This window comes from Sphaerospermopsis sp. FACHB-1194 (assembly GCF_014696235.1).
GTDB classification, from domain to species: domain Bacteria; phylum Cyanobacteriota; class Cyanobacteriia; order Cyanobacteriales; family Nostocaceae; genus Sphaerospermopsis; species Sphaerospermopsis kisseleviana.
Genome location: NZ_JACJPU010000001.1, coordinates 21,574 through 39,446, shown reverse-complemented (window position 1 = coordinate 39,446; position 17,873 = coordinate 21,574). Strand labels below are relative to the sequence as shown.

At 35.7% G+C, this 17,873-nt stretch carries 21 protein-coding genes; 14 read left to right on the top strand and 7 right to left on the bottom strand.

All coding sequences use genetic code 11. From position 1 onward, the window contains the following. Positions 1-9: 9 nt before the first annotated feature. Genes hoxU through H6F45_RS00155 form a run of 4 tightly spaced genes read left to right on the top strand, consistent with a single transcriptional unit; the run spans position 10 to position 2,537 of the window. On the top strand, positions 10-726 hold the full coding sequence (gene hoxU / locus H6F45_RS00170) for a bidirectional hydrogenase complex protein HoxU (protein WP_096571655.1): 717 nt from the start codon (positions 10-12) through the stop codon (positions 724-726). Between the two features lie 51 nt (positions 727-777). Further along, complete coding sequence (locus tag H6F45_RS00165; RefSeq protein ID WP_096571656.1) at positions 778-1,299, top strand: DUF3122 domain-containing protein; 522 nt, start codon at positions 778-780, stop codon at positions 1,297-1,299. 19 nt (positions 1,300-1,318) lie between these two features. Continuing rightward, entirely contained in the window at positions 1,319-1,864 is a 546-nt protein-coding gene (locus H6F45_RS00160) for an oxidoreductase (RefSeq protein ID WP_190346141.1), read from the top strand. 58 nt (positions 1,865-1,922) lie between these two features. Beyond that, positions 1,923-2,537, top strand: coding sequence for a CP12 domain-containing protein (locus H6F45_RS00155; RefSeq protein ID WP_137666163.1), 615 nt, complete (start codon positions 1,923-1,925; stop codon positions 2,535-2,537). Here H6F45_RS00155 and H6F45_RS00150 read toward each other — a convergent pair. After that, complete coding sequence (locus H6F45_RS00150; protein ID WP_190346140.1) at positions 2,466-2,681, bottom strand: hypothetical protein; 216 nt, start codon at positions 2,679-2,681, stop codon at positions 2,466-2,468. The genes H6F45_RS00155 and H6F45_RS00150 overlap by 72 nt on opposite strands. A 33-nt stretch (positions 2,682-2,714) precedes the next feature. Here H6F45_RS00150 and H6F45_RS00145 point away from each other — a divergent pair, with 33 nt between their 5' ends. After that, on the top strand, positions 2,715-4,163 hold the full coding sequence (locus tag H6F45_RS00145; protein ID WP_190346139.1) for a Ni/Fe hydrogenase subunit alpha: 1,449 nt from the start codon (positions 2,715-2,717) through the stop codon (positions 4,161-4,163). A 99-nt stretch (positions 4,164-4,262) separates the two neighbouring features. Here the strand turns inward: H6F45_RS00145 and H6F45_RS00140 are convergent, their stop codons facing one another. After that, positions 4,263-4,649, bottom strand: a complete 387-nt coding sequence (locus tag H6F45_RS00140) for a pentapeptide repeat-containing protein (RefSeq protein WP_190346138.1) — start codon at positions 4,647-4,649, stop codon at positions 4,263-4,265. Between the two features lie 338 nt (positions 4,650-4,987). On the opposite strand from H6F45_RS00140, the gene H6F45_RS00135 reads away from it, so the two are divergent. From H6F45_RS00135 to H6F45_RS00105, 7 genes are all read left to right on the top strand, one after another. Beyond that, on the top strand, positions 4,988-5,299 hold the full coding sequence (locus tag H6F45_RS00135) for an alcohol dehydrogenase catalytic domain-containing protein (protein ID WP_190346137.1): 312 nt from the start codon (positions 4,988-4,990) through the stop codon (positions 5,297-5,299). 100 nt (positions 5,300-5,399) lie between these two features. Next, positions 5,400-5,909: a DUF29 domain-containing protein gene (locus tag H6F45_RS00130; protein WP_096571660.1), complete on the top strand. Its 510-nt coding sequence runs from the start codon at positions 5,400-5,402 to the stop codon at positions 5,907-5,909. Further along, entirely contained in the window at positions 5,909-6,367 is a 459-nt protein-coding gene (locus tag H6F45_RS00125; protein ID WP_096571661.1) for a hydrogenase maturation protease, read from the top strand. Before H6F45_RS00130 ends, H6F45_RS00125 begins: the two co-directional genes overlap by 1 nt. Positions 6,368-6,462: 95 nt before the next feature. Next, positions 6,463-9,231 carry an acetate--CoA ligase alpha subunit gene (gene acs / locus H6F45_RS00120; RefSeq protein ID WP_096571662.1) on the top strand — a complete coding sequence of 923 codons (2,769 nt, stop codon included), beginning with the start codon at positions 6,463-6,465 and terminating at the stop codon, positions 9,229-9,231. A 126-nt stretch (positions 9,232-9,357) separates the two neighbouring features. Continuing rightward, entirely contained in the window at positions 9,358-10,110 is a 753-nt protein-coding gene (locus H6F45_RS00115) for a DUF6544 family protein (protein ID WP_199301728.1), read from the top strand. 81 nt (positions 10,111-10,191) lie between these two features. Next, positions 10,192-10,563: a hypothetical protein gene (locus H6F45_RS26305; protein WP_228051886.1), complete on the top strand. Its 372-nt coding sequence runs from the start codon at positions 10,192-10,194 to the stop codon at positions 10,561-10,563. Further along, positions 10,563-10,985, top strand: coding sequence for a type II toxin-antitoxin system VapC family toxin (locus H6F45_RS00105; RefSeq protein ID WP_190346136.1), 423 nt, complete (start codon positions 10,563-10,565; stop codon positions 10,983-10,985). Before H6F45_RS26305 ends, H6F45_RS00105 begins: the two co-directional genes overlap by 1 nt. Positions 10,986-11,233: 248 nt before the next feature. On the opposite strand, the gene H6F45_RS00100 is transcribed toward H6F45_RS00105, so the two are convergent. The 4 genes from H6F45_RS00100 to H6F45_RS00085 all read right to left on the bottom strand — a co-directional run bounded on the left by H6F45_RS00100 (position 11,234) and on the right by H6F45_RS00085 (position 15,667). Beyond that, a complete protein-coding gene (locus H6F45_RS00100; RefSeq protein ID WP_190346135.1) occupies positions 11,234-13,048 on the bottom strand; it encodes a tetratricopeptide repeat protein in 1,815 nt (604 codons plus the stop codon). Further along, entirely contained in the window at positions 13,008-14,351 is a 1,344-nt protein-coding gene (locus H6F45_RS00095) for a P-loop NTPase fold protein (RefSeq protein ID WP_096571664.1), read from the bottom strand. Before H6F45_RS00095 ends, H6F45_RS00100 begins: the two co-directional genes overlap by 41 nt. A gap of 394 nt (positions 14,352-14,745) precedes the next feature. Then, positions 14,746-15,168, bottom strand: a complete 423-nt coding sequence (locus H6F45_RS00090) for a hypothetical protein (protein ID WP_190346134.1) — start codon at positions 15,166-15,168, stop codon at positions 14,746-14,748. A 16-nt stretch (positions 15,169-15,184) separates the two neighbouring features. Next, entirely contained in the window at positions 15,185-15,667 is a 483-nt protein-coding gene (locus H6F45_RS00085) for an adenosine-specific kinase (protein WP_137666176.1), read from the bottom strand. A 45-nt stretch (positions 15,668-15,712) separates the two neighbouring features. Between H6F45_RS00085 and H6F45_RS00080 the strand changes: the two genes are divergently transcribed. Then, entirely contained in the window at positions 15,713-16,360 is a 648-nt protein-coding gene (locus H6F45_RS00080) for a PAP/fibrillin family protein (RefSeq protein WP_096571667.1), read from the top strand. Positions 16,361-16,412: 52 nt separating this feature from the next. Here H6F45_RS00080 and H6F45_RS00075 read toward each other — a convergent pair whose 3' ends face one another. Continuing rightward, entirely contained in the window at positions 16,413-17,318 is a 906-nt protein-coding gene (locus H6F45_RS00075; RefSeq protein WP_096571668.1) for a CoB--CoM heterodisulfide reductase iron-sulfur subunit B family protein, read from the bottom strand. Positions 17,319-17,584: 266 nt separating this feature from the next. Here H6F45_RS00075 and H6F45_RS00070 point away from each other — a divergent pair, with 266 nt between their 5' ends. Continuing rightward, entirely contained in the window at positions 17,585-17,824 is a 240-nt protein-coding gene (locus H6F45_RS00070; protein WP_137666177.1) for an acyl carrier protein, read from the top strand. The last annotated feature ends 49 nt before the right edge of the window (positions 17,825-17,873 follow it).

The following is a 17,873-nucleotide window of genomic DNA, read 5'->3' as shown; positions in this document are numbered from 1 at the left end:
AAAATTCGTATGACAGTAAAAACATTAACAATTAACGGGCAAATGATTAGCGCCCGTGAGGATGAAACCTTACTAGAAGCAGCACAGGAAGCGGGTATACATATTCCTACACTTTGCCATTTAGAAGGTGTGGGAGATGTGGGTGCTTGTCGTTTGTGTTTGGTAGAAATTGCTGGTATGAATAGACTTTTACCAGCTTGTGTTACCAAAGTTTCTGAAGGAATGGAGGTGAATACAAATAGCGATCGCCTCCAAAAATACCGCCGGACAATTATCGAAATGTTATTTGCCGAAGGTAATCATATTTGTTCTGTTTGTGTTGCTAATGGCAATTGTGAATTACAAGATTTAGCCATAGAAATGGGCATGGATCATGTACGTTTAGAATATCAAAATCCTAAACGTTCTGTTGATACTTCTCATGATAGATTTGGCATAGATCATAATCGTTGTGTGCTTTGTACTCGCTGTGTTCGTGTGTGTGATGAAATTGAAGGCGCACATACTTGGGACATGGCAGGTAGAGGATCAAAATCTCACGTAATTACTGATTTAAATCAGCCTTGGGGAACTTCTCAAACTTGTACTTCTTGTGGTAAGTGTGTAAATGCCTGTCCTACAGGTGCGCTGTTCTATCAAGGTTCTAGTGTGGGAGAAATGGTACATGATCGAGGCAAAATTGAATTTTTAGTCACTGCCAGAGAGAAAAAACAATGGAATGTTTAGAAGGTTGGGTATCGGGGAATATTTCCTACCAATTACCAGGAGGTAAAACCAATGTTAAACCGTATTGGCAACATCTTTTTACGGTTGCTATTCCTGGGGATATTGACAACATTGATATTCCTGGGTTTAGGAAGTTTCACCTTCCAGACTGCAATTGCTGTTGTTACGCAAATAGAAGAAACTCCAGGAGAAGTTCTTTATCGCTCACAAACAAAATTAGATGATCACTTAGGTAAAGTTTGGCAAGTTGTTTTGTTTAAACAAGTTTACTCTGGGCAAACATCTAATATTAATTTGCGCTTAGTTGGTTTTCCTGGTTCTGCGGAATTAATTCACCCCCAACCGTTAAGAATTACCTCAAAAACTGGTCAAATTTGGAACGCTCCTGATATATTTTTAGATGAAGCACCAGCGCCCACAATTGGTCAATATAATTTCACTGAAATATTGCCCCAATTACCGACCGAACCTTTAAATTTGGCAATACCTTTACCTGGTGCGAAGTCTATTGATATTTCAGTTCCAATTAATGTTGTGAAAGAATGGAAAATATTACTTACAAGTAACAAATAAAAAATAAAAAGGTACAAAGATGGATAAAATAAAATTAGCAACAGTATGGTTAGGTGGATGTTCTGGATGTCATATGTCCTTTTTAGATTTGGATGAATGGTTGATAGATTTAGCTGCCCAAGTTGATGTAGTTTATAGTCCCATTGCTGATATTAAAGAATATCCCGAAGGCGTGGATGTGGTATTAGTTGAAGGGGCGATCGCTAACGAAGAACATTTAGAATTGGTCCACAAAATTAGGAAACGCACCAAAACAATTATTTCCTTTGGAGATTGCGCTGTTACTGGAAATGTAACCGCTATGCGTAACCCAACAGGAAATGCAGATGTGAGTCTGCAATTAGCTTATATTGAAGGTGCAGATGTTAATCAACAAATACCCCATTCACCTGGTATTGTTCCACCCTTAATTGATAAAGTTGTACCCGTTCATTACATAGTACCAGTTGATATTTATTTACCCGGTTGTCCTCCTTCAGCCCCTCGCATTCGTGCGGCACTTGAACCATTATTAAAAGGAGAAATACCAGTAATGGAAGGACGGGAAATGATTAAATTTGGGTAATCCAATGTTCAATTTTCAATGTTCAATTTTCAATTTTCAATTTAGTCCGAGGTGAATTATGTTAAAAGCAGCAGATGTAATGACAAAAGATGTAGCAATGATTCGCGGTTCTGCTACAGCTAAAGAAGCAATTGATTTAATGAAAGCTAGAGACTGGAGGGCGTTAATTGTAGATCGTCGTCATGATCAAGATGCTTATGGAATTGTAACTGAAAGCGACATTGTTTATAAAGTCATAGCCTACGGGAAAGATACAAATAAAATCCGTGTTTATGAGATTATGACTAAACCTTGTATTGTCGTCAATCCCGAACTAGGTTTAGAATATGTAGCCAGATTATTTGCTAATTATCGTTTACATCGTGCGCCGGTAATTAGTGGCGAATTAATAGGAATAATCTCATTAACTGACATCTTAGCTGGCAGCAGTGCTTTAGAAAAACCCCATGCAATTTTGTTAGAACAAGAATTACAAGATGAAATTAGAAAAGCTCGTCTTGTTTGTTCAGAAAAAGGAATTAATTCCCCCGAATGTGCAGCCGCTTGGGATGTGGTAGAAGAAATACAAGCGGAAATAGCCCACCAACGGGCAATGAAACCTTTAAAAACAGCTTTTGAAGAATACTGTGAAGAGTTTCCAGAAACCGAAGAAGCTAGGGTTTATGATCTCTAGGTGATTGGTGACTGGGGACTGGGGACTGGGGACTGGGGACTGGGGACTGGTGACTGGTGACTGGTGACTGGTGACAGTGAATAGATAATTATTTATTCCCAATTCCCAATTCCCAATTCCCAATTCCCAATTCCCAATTCCCAATTCCCAATTCCCAATTCCCAATTCCCAAATAATATGAAAAAAATCGTTATTGATCCGGTTACGAGAATAGAAGGCCACGCCAAAATTAGTATTTATTTAGACGATGACGGTCAAGTAAATGATGCGCGGTTTCATGTGACAGAATTTCGCGGTTTTGAAAAGTTTTGTGTGGGTCGTCCTTTCCCAGAAATGCCTGGAATTACTGCAAGAATTTGCGGTATTTGTCCAGTAAGTCATTTATTGGCATCAGCAAAAACAGGTGATCAAATACTGGCTGTCACTATCCCCAAAGCCGCGACAAAATTACGCAGGTTAATGAATTTAGGGCAAATTGTCCAATCTCATGCTTTGAGTTTCTTTCACCTTAGCGCCCCAGATTTATTATTAGGAATGGACAGCGAACCAGCAAACAGAAATGTGTTTGGTTTGATAGCAGCCGACCCAGAATTAGCTAGAGGTGGTATTCGTTTACGGCAATTTGGACAGGAAATTATTGAACTATTAGGAGGTAAAAAAGTCCATCCTTCTTGGGCAGTTCCTGGTGGTGTCAGTGATCCTTTAACCCAAGAAAATCGCACTCATATTCAAAACCGCATTCCTGAAGCAAAAACCACGGTTTTAAATGCCATAGATTTATTTAAAGGTTTACTAAAAGATTACGAAAAAGAAGCGCAAACTTTTGGTAATTTTCCTAGTTTATTTATGGGTTTAGTGACTCCTGATGGTCTATGGGAAACATACGATGGACATATCCGCTTTGTTGATAGTGCAGGAAATATTGTTGCTGATAAATTAGATGCTGCTAATTATCCTGAATTTATCGGTGAAGCTGTGCAAGCTGATTCTTATTTAAAATCTCCTTACTATCGTCCTTTAGGTTATCCTGATACAAGCGATCATTGCCGTTTAGATAGTGGAATGTATCGCGTTGGACCATTGGCAAGGTTGAATGTTTGTAGCCACATTGGTACACCGTTAGCAGATAAAGAATTAAAAGAATTTCGCAGTCATGGAACTGGTACTGTTAAATCTTCTTTCTTTTATCACTATGCACGGTTAATTGAAATTTTGGCTTGTATTGAACACATTGAAATTTTACTGGATGACCCAGATATTTTATCAACTCGTTTGCGGGCGGAAGCTGGTATTAATCAATTAGAAGCTGTGGGTGTCAGTGAAGCACCAAGGGGGACTTTATTCCATCATTATAAAGTTGATGAAAATGGTTTGATGGCAAAGGTAAATTTGATTATTGCTACTGGTCAAAATAATTTAGCAATGAATCGTACAGTTGCCCAAATTGCCCGTCATTTTGTCAATGGTAGTGATATTCAACAGGGAATGTTAAACCGGGTAGAGGCTGGTATTCGGGCTTTTGATCCTTGTTTGAGTTGTTCTACTCATGCGGTGGGACAAATGCCTTTATTGATAGAATTGGTGAATAAAGATGGAAATGTGGTAAATCAAATTTGTCGAGATTAATTACATTATCTTATAGATCCCCAAATTCTTTGAGAATTCGGGGATCTTTTAGTTGTATAAAAAAAAGCGGCTGATATAGCCGCCTTAGTATGTATACTGTTATTCGCTCATCTTGATCCCCGCTTGCATTGGGTCAAAGTTGTGGGGAAAATGGGTGTTATGGTTACAGTCAGCATTCTCTAAATGGGTTCCCTGCAAGTCAGCTTGACGTAGATTCGCAGAAAACAACATTGCACCCCGCAAATCTGCATTCTGTAAATTAGCTTGACTCAAATCAGCGTAGCTAAGATCACAACCGCGTAAATTAGCACCGCTAAGGTTAGCTGTACTTAAATCAGCATAACTAAGATTAGATCCTTTTAAGTCAACATCTTGTAGATTAGCATCACTTAATTCTGCTCTTTCAAAGTCTCGTTTCCCCACTGCGTATTCTTTTACAATAGTAGCAGCACTATTAATTGGCTGTTGAAAATTGACTTCAGGCATAAAACAGCCTCACAACTTATCTAAATTTTTTTAACTGTCTTTATTCAGTTACCGCAATTGATTATACAACCAATAATCTATAAATCACATTTATTATTAACATAAGTTTGTGTTTGTTTTTGTGGAGTTTCTTCACAAATTCCTCAAGTTTTGATGCTATTTTAAAAAAAATTAATCTGTTGCTAACGAGAACAAAATTTTCCTTGGTATGAATAACCATTTGTATTAAGAACTTTTAATTTTCGTATAATTTATTATGTTGTCAGGTTGAGATATTAGATAGGTGTGGGAACATTAAAGAAAATTAAAAACATAATCATAATATAGGATCAGCTTTTATGACACTAAATGAAAAATTCTCAAGTTATGCAGCTTTGAAACAAGGAGAGAACCTAGAGAAATGGGAGTATAAAACCGCAGAATTAGGTCGTCAAGATATTGAAATTGAAGTGACTCATAATGGTTTGTGTCATACCGATATTCACATGAGAGATAATGACTGGAATGTGAGTACATTTCCCTTAGTTGCTGGCTATGAAGTGGTGGGAAAAGTAACAAAAATTAAAGAAGATGTGACTTCATTAAAAATAGGCGATCGCGTTGGTTTTGGTTGGATTCGTAACTCTTGCAGAACTTGTGACGCTTGTTAATGTAGGGGCAAACCCCCGTGGTTGCCAAAAAACGTCCTTAATTTCATAACATATATGATAAAATGACTAATAGAACTTCAAGATTAAAAAGGAGAAGTTAGTGAAACAACAATTAGAACAACAACAGTCTAATAACTCGTTAAATCTTTATGAACAAGATTTTCAACTGTGGATTGAACAAACGATTAACTCCTTAGAAACCAAACAATTTAACTCATTAGATATTGAACATTTAATTGAGGAGCTTAAAGAGTTGGGGAAATCAGAAAAAAGAGCATTAGAAAGTAACTTAATGGTTTTATTGGCACATCTACTAAAACTGATGGTACAACATGATGCTCCTGATTCCATGACACAAAGTTGGTATCGTTCCATCATTGAAAATCGTCAACGGATTTTAATTGCTCTGAAAAATACTCCTTCTTTGAAATCCTATTTAGAAACAGCATTAGAAAGAGCCTATCCTGACGGGCGTAATTTAGCCATTCAAGAAGGGAAAAAAGCCTCTTTTGGTGTGCGTATTCCTCCAGAAAATGAATATCCAAATATTTGCCCTTTTTCCCTAGAACAAATATTAGATCAAGACTTTTTCAATCTTCCTAACGAATAATGATCACAACAACAGTAATTGGTTATGGTAATGATTTACGTGGTGATGATGCCATTGGACAACGAATAGCAAATACTATTCAATCATGGCATTTATCCAATGTCAAATCCTATGGTGTTCATCAATTAACACCAGAATTAGCTGCAAATTTAGCCCAGACAAATATAGTAATTTTTGTTGATGCTGGTGTTAATTGCCAAACTGAGGATGTACAGGTAGAATCTTTATTACCAGCGATGGGTAAAGAAATAAATGGACATATATTGAATCCAGAATCATTGCTTTATTTGTCTCAATACCTGTATAATTATTGTCCAGAAGCCTGGTTAATTACAGTCCCAGGAGAGAATTTTGAATTGTGCGATCGCATTTCACCAACAGCACAAAAAGGCATTACCACTGCACTTTCAAAAATCATGCAAATTCTTGATCAAGATCACAATATATTCATGCAATAACAATGAAAATAGGTAATGGGTAATTGGTAATTGGTAATTGTAAAAAACAACTAATGACTAATAACTAATGACTAATAACTAATTAAGGAGTAATTATGCAAGCATCTATCACACGAAACCCAGACAAAGCTTACGACATCCTACAAACTGAGAGACTAAACCCCTTAGACGCGATTTTTGCACCTCAAACCGTTGCTGTTATTGGTGCTAGTGAAAAACCTGGAAGTGTGGGTAGAACTTTACTTTGGAATTTAATTACAAATCCGTTTAATGGAACAGTTTTTCCTATCAATCCTAAGCACAATAGTGTATTAGGAATTAAAGCCTATCCTACTATTTTTGATGTTCCTGAAAAAATAGATTTAGCGGTAATTGCTACCCCTGCGCCTACAGTACCACAAATTATTACTGATTGTGTGCAAGCTGGAATTAAAGGGGCAATAATTATCTCGGCTGGTTTTAAAGAAGCAGGAGAAAAAGGAATAGCTTTAGAAAAAGAAATTCTCGACATAGCACACAAAGGAAAAATTAGAATTATTGGACCAAACTGTTTAGGAGTTATGAGTCCAATTTCCGGTTTAAATGCCACATTTGCTAGTAAAATGGCACAACCAGGAAACGTAGGTTTCCTCAGTCAAAGCGGTGCTTTATGTACATCAATTCTAGATTGGAGTTTACAGGAAAACGTTGGTTTTAGTGCCTTCGTTTCTATCGGTTCAATGTTAGATATAGGTTGGGGAGACTTAATTTATTATTTGGGAGATGACCCCAATACAAAAAGTATTGTAATTTATATGGAATCCATCGGTGATGCGCGTTCTTTTCTATCCGCAGCGAGAGAAGTAGCATTAACAAAACCGATAATTGTTATTAAAGCCGGTCGTACCGCAGCAGCAGCAAAAGCGGCCGCTTCTCATACAGGTTCATTAGCAGGAAGTGATGCTGTTTTAGATGCTGCATTTAGAAGATGTGGAGTATTAAGAGTTGATAGTATTTCTGATTTATTTGATATGTCAGAAGTATTAGCAAAACAACCGCGCCCCAAAGGTCCACATTTAACAATTTTAACTAATGCTGGTGGTCCTGGAGTCTTAGCCACCGATACATTAATAGAAAGTAAAGGCAAACTCGCACCAATTTCCCAAGAAGTCATTAATTCTTTGAATGAAATTTTACCACCACAATGGAGTCATAATAACCCGATTGATATTTTAGGAGATGCCGATCCTCAACGTTATACAAAAGCTTTAGAAATTGCAGCTAAAGATCCTAATAGTGATGGGTTATTAGTAATTTTAACACCCCAAGCTATGACCGATCCGACAAAAATTGCTGAGGAATTAAAACCCTATTCCCAAATGGCGAATAAACCAATTTTAGCTAGTTGGATGGGTGGGGAAGATGTGGCAGAAGGAAAACAAATTCTTAACCGTCAAGGTATTCCTACTTATGCTTATCCCGATACAGCAGCGCGGATATTTAGCTATATGTGGCAGTATAGCTATAACCTCAAGGGTATTTATGAAACTCCGGTATTACCAAGTTTAGAATGTGATACAAATACCCGTGATTGTGCATTGGTGGAAACCATTATTAACGATGCCAGAAAAGCAGGAAGAACGATTTTAACAGAGTTTGAATCTAAAGAAATATTAGCTGCTTATGGTATTCCAGTTGTCGCTGGAAGTATTGCTAAGAGTGCAGAAGAAGCAGTAGAATGTGCGGAGAAAATCGGTTATCCCGTGGTTTTAAAATTGTATTCTCAAACCATTACCCATAAAACAGATGTGGGGGGAGTACAGTTAAATTTGCGAAATGCCGAAGCTGTAAAAAGAGCTTATCATTTAATAGAAACTTCGGTATTACAAAAAGCCAAACTAGAAGATTTTTTAGGCGTAACCGTGCAGCAAATGGTCAAAACTAGCGGTTATGAATTGATAATTGGTAGTAGTTTAGATCCGCAGTTTGGACCAGTATTATTATTTGGTGCTGGGGGAGAATTAGTCGAGGTTTTCCAAGATAGCGCCATTGCTTTACCACCTTTAAATAGTACCCTAGCACGGCGAATGATGGAACAAACTAAAATCTACAAAGCTTTAAAAGGAGTGCGGGGTAGACAAAGTATAGATATGGCAGCTTTGGAGGAATTGTTAGTAGTATTTAGTCATTTGGTAGTTGAACAACCAGCGATTAAAGAAATAGATATTAATCCTTTATTAGCTATTCCTCCCTCTCCTGATCATCCTGGTGGTTTAATAGCATTAGATGGTAGAATAGTTTTACATTCTGCTGATGTAGGAGAAACGGAATTACCAAAATTAGCAATTCGTCCCTATCCTCACCAATATGTTAGTGATTGGACATTAAAAAATGGTACACCAATTACTATCCGTCCGATCCGTCCAGAAGATGAACCATTAATGGTAAAATTCCATAAAACACTATCAGAGGAAAGTGTTTATTTGCGGTATTTTCACATGGTTAAATTAAGTCAAAGAATAGCTCATGAAAGACTGACAAGAATTTGTTTTATTGACTATGATCGAGAAATGGCATTAGTCGCAGAACATCACAACCCAGAAACTCAAGCAACGGAAATTTTAGCCGTAGGAAGATTGAGTAAATTACATGGTAATGATGGGGCAGAATTTGCTATGCTGGTGAGCGATCGCTATCAATGTAATGGTTTAGGTACAGAGTTAGTCAAGAGATTAATAGAAGTAGGTAAAAACGAGAAAATATCCTCTATTTCTGCTGATATCTTAGCTGATAATTTAGGAATGCAAAAAGTATGTGAAAGACTCGGTTTTAAGGTGTCACATAGCAATGATGCAACGGTGTTAAAAGCTGAAATTGATTTGTAATCAGTCAGTATACTGTAGGGGTTTAGCATTGCTAAACCCTTACTATTTTTACTTCCTTAACACTCAAAGCTTACTAATATTTTTTTCTGTATCCTCTGTGTCTCTGTAGTTCGTTATTAAAAAAATATGCTGCAAAACAATATTAATCAAATTTGGCAAAATCTGGAAAATACCAAAACAGAAAAACAGCCATTTACCCAAGATGTAATTAATAACTTACCAGAACCAGTACAACGTTATTTCTTACACGCTATTACTTTGGGAACACCCTTAGCAACTGGTGTGAAGTTAAAAATGCAAGGTTATTTTCAACCTAGTAAAGATAAAAAATTACCCATGCAAGCTACAGAAATTTTAACTGCTAAAGGATTTGTTTGGCAAGCAGTAATGGGTAATAAATTTTTTAATATTAAAGGAGCAGATTATTATTATAATAATTCAGCAAAAGTAGAGTTTAAAATTTGGGGGTTAATCCCATTAGTCAAAGAAGAAAATCCTGATATTAACCGTTCTAGTATTGGTAGATTTGCAGGTGAATTATTCTGGTTGCCATCTGCTTTATTACCACAAAATCAGGTAAGTTTGCAAGCTATTGATCACAATACAATTCAAGCAACTTTCAATATTGAGGGTGAAACAGTTAATCTCACTTTTATCATTGATGAAAATGGTAGAGTTTTAGAAGTAAAATTACCACGTTGGGGAAATCAAACCACATATAAAAGTTGGCAATATATACCCTTTGGTGGTACATTTTCTCAAGAAACTAGTTTTCAAGGTTATACTATTCCTTCCCAAATAAATGCAGGATGGTGGTTAGGAAGCGAACAGTATAATGGTTTTTTTCAAGCAAGTATTGAGGAAGCGGAATTTTTTTAAGTTGTTTTTAAGCATTTGGGAAAGTTTAGATGTTAAAATATTATCAAAGAGCCAAATTTATGGAAATGTAAATACTCAACTATGACTAAGATTATTTTAGAAGATTTAGATCCCATTATTATCGAGACTTTAAAAACTCGCGCCGAAAAACATGGTAACTCTTTACAGGCAGAAATTAAGACAATTTTACAACAGGTAATTCAAGCAGAAGCGGAAAAAATAAAAAGTTCCGAAGATGAGATAATTCAGCAAAAATCTGTTTTAATGCTGCAACAAATTGAAAATCATGCTCGTCTAAATGGTAAAGAAATTAATTCATTTAGCAATGTTGCCACCATCATAAATGAACCTGAATTACTAGAAATTAAAAATCAATTAAAAGAATTAAAACAAGAAATGTCTCTGGGGGAATTATCCATTAGAGAAGCAAGAGAAGAAGGAAGAAGATATTAATGTTATTTGTTTTAGATTGCTCTGTTGCCATAAGTTGGTGTTTGTCAGATGAAGATAATAGTTACGCTAATTCAGTTTACAATATACTTGTAACTGGAAATCAGGCTATAGTTCCTACTTTTTTCTGGTTAGAAATTAGTAATGTTTTGTATGTTGCCGAAAAAAGAAATCGTAATACAAGGGAACAAAGTGATACAGCTTTAAAACTGCTTCAGAAATTGCCTATTATTATTGATTTAATACCTGTAAATGAAACTATTATCGCTACTCTAGATTTAGCTAGACAGTATAATCTTGCTGCCTATGATGCAGCTTATTTAGAGTTGGCAATGAGAGAGAAATTATTACTAGCAACTAGCGATAATCGGCTGGCTAATGCAGCCAAAAATCTTAATTTGCTGCTAGAAGATCCGAATGTATAATAATTTTGATTTTAGATGTTTTTTTAACCCACATTCCGCAGATAAAATCCAATTCTGAATAATTATCACGAAAGATTCAGGGTTGTACAAACTTTACTCCAAAAATATTCTCAATAAATGAGATAAATTCCTAATAAACATTTTATAGTTCCTTTGAACTAAAATCCTGAAAACCCTTACCAAACAATGTTTTTGGAGATAATTATTTTTTTATTCTCCGCTTATGCGGAATGTGAGTTTTTAAGAGCTTATTGGGGTAATTTCTCTAAAATCTCCCTCGTAATATTCGCCCTATATTCGTCGTTATATTCAATAAATATATCTAATGCTGTTTGTAAATTTACCCTCGCTTCTTGATCATTTTCCTGTAAGTGTGCCAATATACCTAAATTTTGATAAGTTAAGGCTTGAGAATATCTATCCCCATATTCGATAAAGATAGCTAAAGCTTGTTGATAAAATTCCCGTGCTTGGGCATATTCTCGCATTTCTTGGGCTATACATCCCAAATTATGGTAGGTTCTAGCTTGAGAATATCTATCGCCATATTCGATATAGATAGCTAAAGCTTGTTGATAAAATTCCCGTGCTTGGGCATATTCTCGCATTTCTTGGGCTATATATCCCAACTGGTGGTAGGTACTAGCTTGAGAATAGCGATCGCCATATTCGATTTTGATAGCTAAAGCTTGTTGATAAAATTCCCATGCTTGGGCATATTCTCGCATTTCTTGGGCTACTCTTCCCAACTGGTGGTAAGTTCCAGCTGTTTCATATCTATCCTCATATTCGATATAGATAGCTAAAGCTTGTTGATAAAATTCCCGTGCTTGGGCATATTCTCGCATTTCTTGGGCTACTCTTCCCAACTGGTGGTAGGTACTAGCTTGAGAATAGCGATCGCCATATTCGATAAGGATAGCTAAAGCTTGTTGATAAAATTCCCGTGCTTGGGCATATTCTCGCATTTCTTGGGCGACAATTCCCAACTGGTGGTAGGTACTAGCTTCGTTATCATGATCATCTAATTCTTGATCAATTGTTAGACAGAGTTGATAATAGTTTCTAGCTGCTGAAAAATGCCGTAAATTCAAATAAGCATTACCTAATTTAAATAAAACATAACCTTCACCATTACGGTTTTCTAATTCTTGGGCAATATCTAACCCTTGTTGATAAAAATCAATCGCTGTTTCAAACTTCCTTTCCTCACTATAAGCATCACCAATTTTATTTAAAACCTGACTTTTAAAATTTACATCTGCTAATTTTTCCGCAATTTGTAAAGCTTCCTCTAAACATTCCCTCGCTATTTCCGGTTGATGCTGACTAATATAAGCTGTTCCCAACTCCAATAAAATATTCCCATACCTGCGTAAATTACCATCATTTACTTGCTCACAGGTAGGCTTATATTCCATTAATAAACGTTGTAAAATCCCAATCCTTTCTTGCTTTTCCGGTGGTTCTACTCTGTCAATTTTGATTTCAGCTTGCAAAGTTTGAGCAATGGCATTTTCTCTGGTTTTTTCTAAAGTTTTAAATCTAAACACACCAGAACGCCAAGCCCAAAAGTCAGGAGCAAATTTAGCTAATCTATTAATAGCGTAATCTGGTAAAATAAATAAAATAGGATGAGGTACGGTTTTTTTATAAGCATCCCGGACAAAATTTAAATCTTGTAAAACTGGCGGATATTCCCCAGAAAGACCAATAGATTTTTCTAAACCTTGAATAATTAATACTAACTTTTTATTTGCTTCTTTTTCAACTTTTGGCAATTCCTGAATAATTGCATCTCGTAAAAATCGCAAATTCGGATCGGGAAAATTGAGAGTTACAAACTGAACTTCCTGACATTTATAATCGGTTTTTAAAGCATTAATTAATAACTCTGCATCGGTAGGAAAGTTAATTTCAATAAATCCCAAAGTTAACTTTTCAGAAAAGTCAACGAAAGTCAACAATTCCGCAAAAATATCCTCATTCAAAGCGATAAATTGCCCCAATTCAAAATTAAAATCAGGCTGTAATTTCTGCCAGTGCTTGTCTGAAAAATTCATTTTGCATTACCACTGGGTTAGGATAATTCCATCGGTTATCACCGTTATATTCTAAAACCGAAGTATTAAACAGCATTAACTGTCCAATATCATCTTTACTCACATCTTTATTAATACAAACTTGCACTAACAATGGATAATGGTCATTGGGAATAAATCTTTCAAAACTAAATTGTTGTTGTTTGACAGCATAAACAATATCTTCAGCTTGAATTTTATCATGATCATTAGTGCTGGCACGTAAACAAGCAGCCCTCATGATTTGCATAAGTTGACGTACATGGCCACCACTAGCCTTTGCTAATTCTAGCAATTCATCACGGGAATTAAACACAGCATCAATATCTACCCTTTTTTCAATTAAACTAGCTAATGCCTCCAGTCCTGTTTGATTATCTTGTAAATGGGAACTTTGCCGATCAAATTGGTAAATATTCACCATTGGTACAATATGAGGATTACCATCAAACAAAGATAGGGGATTTTTTGGCGAACACAAAACCGAAATAGGAACTGTATAAATAATTGTACAATGCAGTTCTTGTAATTGTGCCGCATATTCAAAAAATAAATGATCTGCAACTCCAGGAGGAACACGATCTAAATTATCAAAAATAATTAGTAAACCCTTGTAGTCTGGATACTTTTTCCGCAATTTAGCATAAGCGTCATCTAGTAAAAGGTTAATATCTGCTTTAAGTCGAGAAATATCTTTTTCTAAAGTTTGACGAATAGACGTTTTTTGTTTATCAGATCCTTTAATCTGTGCCAATAACTTCACCATTAATTTAGCAATAAATGGCGCGTCTGCGCCCAAGCTGGCTTCTGATTCTACACTGACAGATTTTTCTACACTCTCTTCATTTTCTTGAGTAATTTCTTTAAACCAATTCTCAAAACTTTTTAATAGTCTTTCATCAAATTTTAAACCTAATTTCCGCAAAGTAAATTCAACTTGTTTAATGACTATTAAATATAAATCTGTGAAATTAGCATCATTAATATCTGTTTCTTCATTCACTTCTAAATAAATCACATGATAATTTTCCTCCCAGATATTTTGAATCCTTTTTAACTCTGTACTTTTTCCTGAACCACGATGACCGGTAAATAAAATAGTAGTGTAATTTCCAGCTTCCTGAAAATCCAAAATTGTACTTACACCCTTAACGGCTGAAGATTTTCGCACTGCTGATAAATCAACATAGTATTTTTCTATATCTGGACCTTCTAGCGGTTCTAAACTACAAGCATTATAAGCAGCTTTGAGAGTATTAGCACGTTGAAAATTAAGCTGATTCATAGATATTTTTATTGATTTTATCATATCAATATAATTTTACAAGCCTAATATCTTAGCCTATTTTTAAAATAAAAGCAATATAGCAATCTTGAATTAAGCTGTTGGACATTTAACTTGCATATTATCTAAAATTGAAACTCTTGTGGGGTGGGCATCCTGCCCGCCTTGGTGCAAATTAAAGGTTTAAGCTGATGTGCAGCTAAACTGTATAATTAAAAAACCTGAAGTTACAGTAGCACAAGCATCTTGCTTGTATTAATTATTCAAGTTAAAGGCACAACAAACAGCTTATTTATAAACACGAAAATACCCAACTTATTCAAGAAGTTAGAGATTTAAAAATATCATCATTTGTTATCCCTTAACTGAAAGGTATAGAAATATTGCCTTCTGGCTAATTTTGTCTATTTACTGGATATTTCATCCACTGATAAGCCACAAAAATCAACAATAACCCAATCAAAAATAAAAACACCATCAAAGCAATTTGATACCAAATAACTTGTGGTAAAAGTAAATCTAAAACTAGGTGGATTAAATTCATTACACCATAAAAAATAGTTAAGCCAAAATGAATAACTCGATAACGTTTATTTTCTGTAAATGTATTCCCAATAATTGCTAACATCGGCAATATAAAGAAGCCTAACATTAACCAAAAAATACCCGATACTTCATTAAGTGATGTTGCTGGTTGGGATTCTACTACATCTAACCCGTGAAATAATGGCATTAAACCCAACTGTGTATGAAACAACGTACCTAATAAAAAAACTATCCATAGATTAATAATTTTTTGTCTATAATTAATTGCCATTTTTCTTGCACAATTACTACATTTTATAACCAAATTTACGCAGTAAATCATGACGTGATTTTATATCCTCATTTCCTTCTACACCCTTGGGTAAAAATCCATCAATCACACCAATAATACCCCTTCCTTGTTCGGTTTCTGCCAAAATTACTTGTACAGGATTAGCAGTAGCACAATAAATATTGCAAACTTCTGGACATTGTTTAATAGCATTAAGAAAGTTTATCGGATAAGCATCTTTTAACACAATTAAAAAACAGTGTCCAGCACTTATAGATTTGGCATTTTTAGTAGCTACTGCTTGCAAAGTATGATCATTGCCAGCCATTCTAATTAAACAAGCGGCGGATGCTTCACAGAAAGCAATACCAAATTTAACCTGTGAGGATATTCCTACCATGATTTCATATAAATCCTCTACGGTTTTGATAAAGTGAGTTTGTCCTAAAATCAGGTTACAACCTACAGGAATTTCTAAAGTTACGGTTTTTAGTTCCATTTTGGGTTACAATTTGATTTGTTAAGTGTAGCAAAGTATCAGTTTATGGAACGTCAAGCATTGAAAGAAAAATTACAAGTATTAATTAAGGAACTTAAAAAACAGGATGATGGTTCTCCTATTACTAATTTAAAAATTGACCCAAAGAAAGCCGCAGAAATAGAAAGTTTAACAGTTGAATTAGAAAATCTCAATCCCCATCCTCAACCACTCCAGAATGCTATTAATTTATTAAATGGAGTCTGGCAATTACAATACTCTACAGCTAGAGAAATTCGCGCTTTGGATTCTCTCCCATTAGGATTAAGTATAGGTAAGGTTTATCAAGTAATTAATGTTGCTGATGCACAATTTTTTAACCTTGCTTATGTCAAACATCCCCTAAAATTTATTTCAGGATATGTAAAAGTAACAGCTAGATTTGAACCTGATTTAGCTCAATCTAACTTACCAGATAAGCGAATTAATGTTTATTTTGATAAACGTTATTTAGCGATTGATAAAATTATAGGTGTTAACACTCCTCAACTAAATCCTTTTAAAGTTGTAGATGCTAAAGGTCCCAAAGGTAGAGTTGCAACTCTGGATATTACTTACTTAGATGAAACATTAAGGATTGGTAGAGGAGGTGATGAAAGTTTATTTATTCTCCAGAAAGCTAATGATTTACCTGATTTACAGCAGATTTTTTGACAATCTGCGCCCTCAAGGGACGCAGATTGTGGGTTCAAAGAGTCTACTTAGATTAGATTCCCAATTTTTCTAACATTGGTTTTGTGGAAACAATGTGACGTTCTAAACCCAGTAATTCAGGACTAACTCCTAAAGCCAAAGCAATTAATTGTGGTAAATGTAAAATAGGTAAACCTAATTTTTTACCAATCACCTTTTCTACCTCTGGTTGACGAGAATCTAAATTAAGATGACACAGGGGACAAGGTGTAACAATACAATCAGCACCACTTGATAAAGCTTCTTGAATGTGCATACCTGCCATTTGGAAAGATTCGGTAGTAGCATAGCTAGAGAGAGGCCAACCGCAACATTGGGTGCGTCCACGATAATATATGGGTGTTGCTCCTATAGCCCGAAACACATTTTCCATTGCTTCTGGTTGGAATGGATCATCATAGGGCATGGATTTTTGAGCGCGGAGGAGATAACAGCCATAAAAAGCTGCACACTTGAGTCCGCTTAACTTGCGGGTGACACGCTGGCTGATTTTGTCTAAACCATAATCTGTAACCAAAGCGTAAAGTAAATGTTTGACCTCTGTACTACCCCGATAAGGAGAACAACCTTCTTTTTCTAGTAAGCCATTGACTTGATGGAGATAAGCTGGGTTAGTTCCTTGGCATTGCTTGAGACGTTCATCAACATGACCAATCACACCTTGACAGGTGCTGCAATGAGTAAGAAGAGGTAGATTTAATTCTTCTGCTAAAGCTATATTCCGAGCGTTAACTGTATCTTCTAACAATTGAGAATCTTCTTTAAATGTACCAGAACCGCAACAAGCAGCTTTTTTAAGTTCAATGAGTTCAATACCCAAAGCTTGGGTAAGTGATTGAGTAGAGAGATAAAGCTCCCGACAAGCTCCTTGAGCAACACAACCGGGGTAGTAAGCGTATTTTAAGGTTTGAGATAGCATAAAATTAAGTTTTGTTTACAGGCGTAGCGATCGCCCTGGTAAGACAAATTTAGCAGTTTCATTATCTCCCAACATAAGGCAGGGGAGCAGGGGAGCAGGGGAAGCAGGGAGCAGGGGGAAATATTTGTATTTTCCCAATCACCAATCACCAATCACCTTTTTCTGATAACTGTACTCAGGAACACCCTTTCCGATAAGATGTATATGCTCAAAGCAAGATTGCCCATAGAGAGCAGATCATAGCAACTGGTTAAGGACTTTTATATATGAGTGAAACAAAAACTACTTTTGACCGGGTTAAAAAAGTTATCGTCGATCAACTAGAGGTTGATGAGGAGAAAGTTGTACCAAACGCCTCATTTACAGATGATTTAGGGGCTGACTCTCTAGATATCGTGGAACTGGTAATGGCTTTTGAAGAAGAATTTGATATTGAAATTCCTGATGAAGCCGCCGAAAAGATTTTAAAGGTTCAAGAGGTAGTAGACTACATCGAAAATCAATAACTTTGCTACATCTACCTTTTAAGTTGTGAGGGAAGGGGTATCAGGGACT

Coding starts and splice junctions, on each gene's coding strand:
- H6F45_RS00100 (WP_190346135.1), bottom strand. CDS start 13,048: ATGAATTTTTCAGACAAGCACTGGCAGAAATTACAGCCTGATTTTAAT.
- hoxU (WP_096571655.1), top strand. CDS start 10: ATGACAGTAAAAACATTAACAATTAACGGGCAAATGATTAGCGCCCGT.
- acs (WP_096571662.1), top strand. CDS start 6,463: ATGCAAGCATCTATCACACGAAACCCAGACAAAGCTTACGACATCCTA.
- H6F45_RS00070 (WP_137666177.1), top strand. CDS start 17,585: ATGAGTGAAACAAAAACTACTTTTGACCGGGTTAAAAAAGTTATCGTC.
- H6F45_RS00155 (WP_137666163.1), top strand. CDS start 1,923: ATGTTAAAAGCAGCAGATGTAATGACAAAAGATGTAGCAATGATTCGC.
- H6F45_RS00090 (WP_190346134.1), bottom strand. CDS start 15,168: ATGGCAATTAATTATAGACAAAAAATTATTAATCTATGGATAGTTTTT.
- H6F45_RS00095 (WP_096571664.1), bottom strand. CDS start 14,351: ATGAATCAGCTTAATTTTCAACGTGCTAATACTCTCAAAGCTGCTTAT.
- H6F45_RS26305 (WP_228051886.1), top strand. CDS start 10,192: ATGACTAAGATTATTTTAGAAGATTTAGATCCCATTATTATCGAGACT.
- H6F45_RS00085 (WP_137666176.1), bottom strand. CDS start 15,667: ATGGAACTAAAAACCGTAACTTTAGAAATTCCTGTAGGTTGTAACCTG.
- H6F45_RS00075 (WP_096571668.1), bottom strand. CDS start 17,318: ATGCTATCTCAAACCTTAAAATACGCTTACTACCCCGGTTGTGTTGCT.
- H6F45_RS00105 (WP_190346136.1), top strand. CDS start 10,563: ATGTTATTTGTTTTAGATTGCTCTGTTGCCATAAGTTGGTGTTTGTCA.
- H6F45_RS00080 (WP_096571667.1), top strand. CDS start 15,713: ATGGAACGTCAAGCATTGAAAGAAAAATTACAAGTATTAATTAAGGAA.
- H6F45_RS00115 (WP_199301728.1), top strand. CDS start 9,358: ATGCTGCAAAACAATATTAATCAAATTTGGCAAAATCTGGAAAATACC.
- H6F45_RS00145 (WP_190346139.1), top strand. CDS start 2,715: ATGAAAAAAATCGTTATTGATCCGGTTACGAGAATAGAAGGCCACGCC.
- H6F45_RS00160 (WP_190346141.1), top strand. CDS start 1,319: ATGGATAAAATAAAATTAGCAACAGTATGGTTAGGTGGATGTTCTGGA.
- H6F45_RS00140 (WP_190346138.1), bottom strand. CDS start 4,649: ATGCCTGAAGTCAATTTTCAACAGCCAATTAATAGTGCTGCTACTATT.
- H6F45_RS00135 (WP_190346137.1), top strand. CDS start 4,988: ATGACACTAAATGAAAAATTCTCAAGTTATGCAGCTTTGAAACAAGGA.
- H6F45_RS00165 (WP_096571656.1), top strand. CDS start 778: ATGTTAAACCGTATTGGCAACATCTTTTTACGGTTGCTATTCCTGGGG.
- H6F45_RS00125 (WP_096571661.1), top strand. CDS start 5,909: ATGATCACAACAACAGTAATTGGTTATGGTAATGATTTACGTGGTGAT.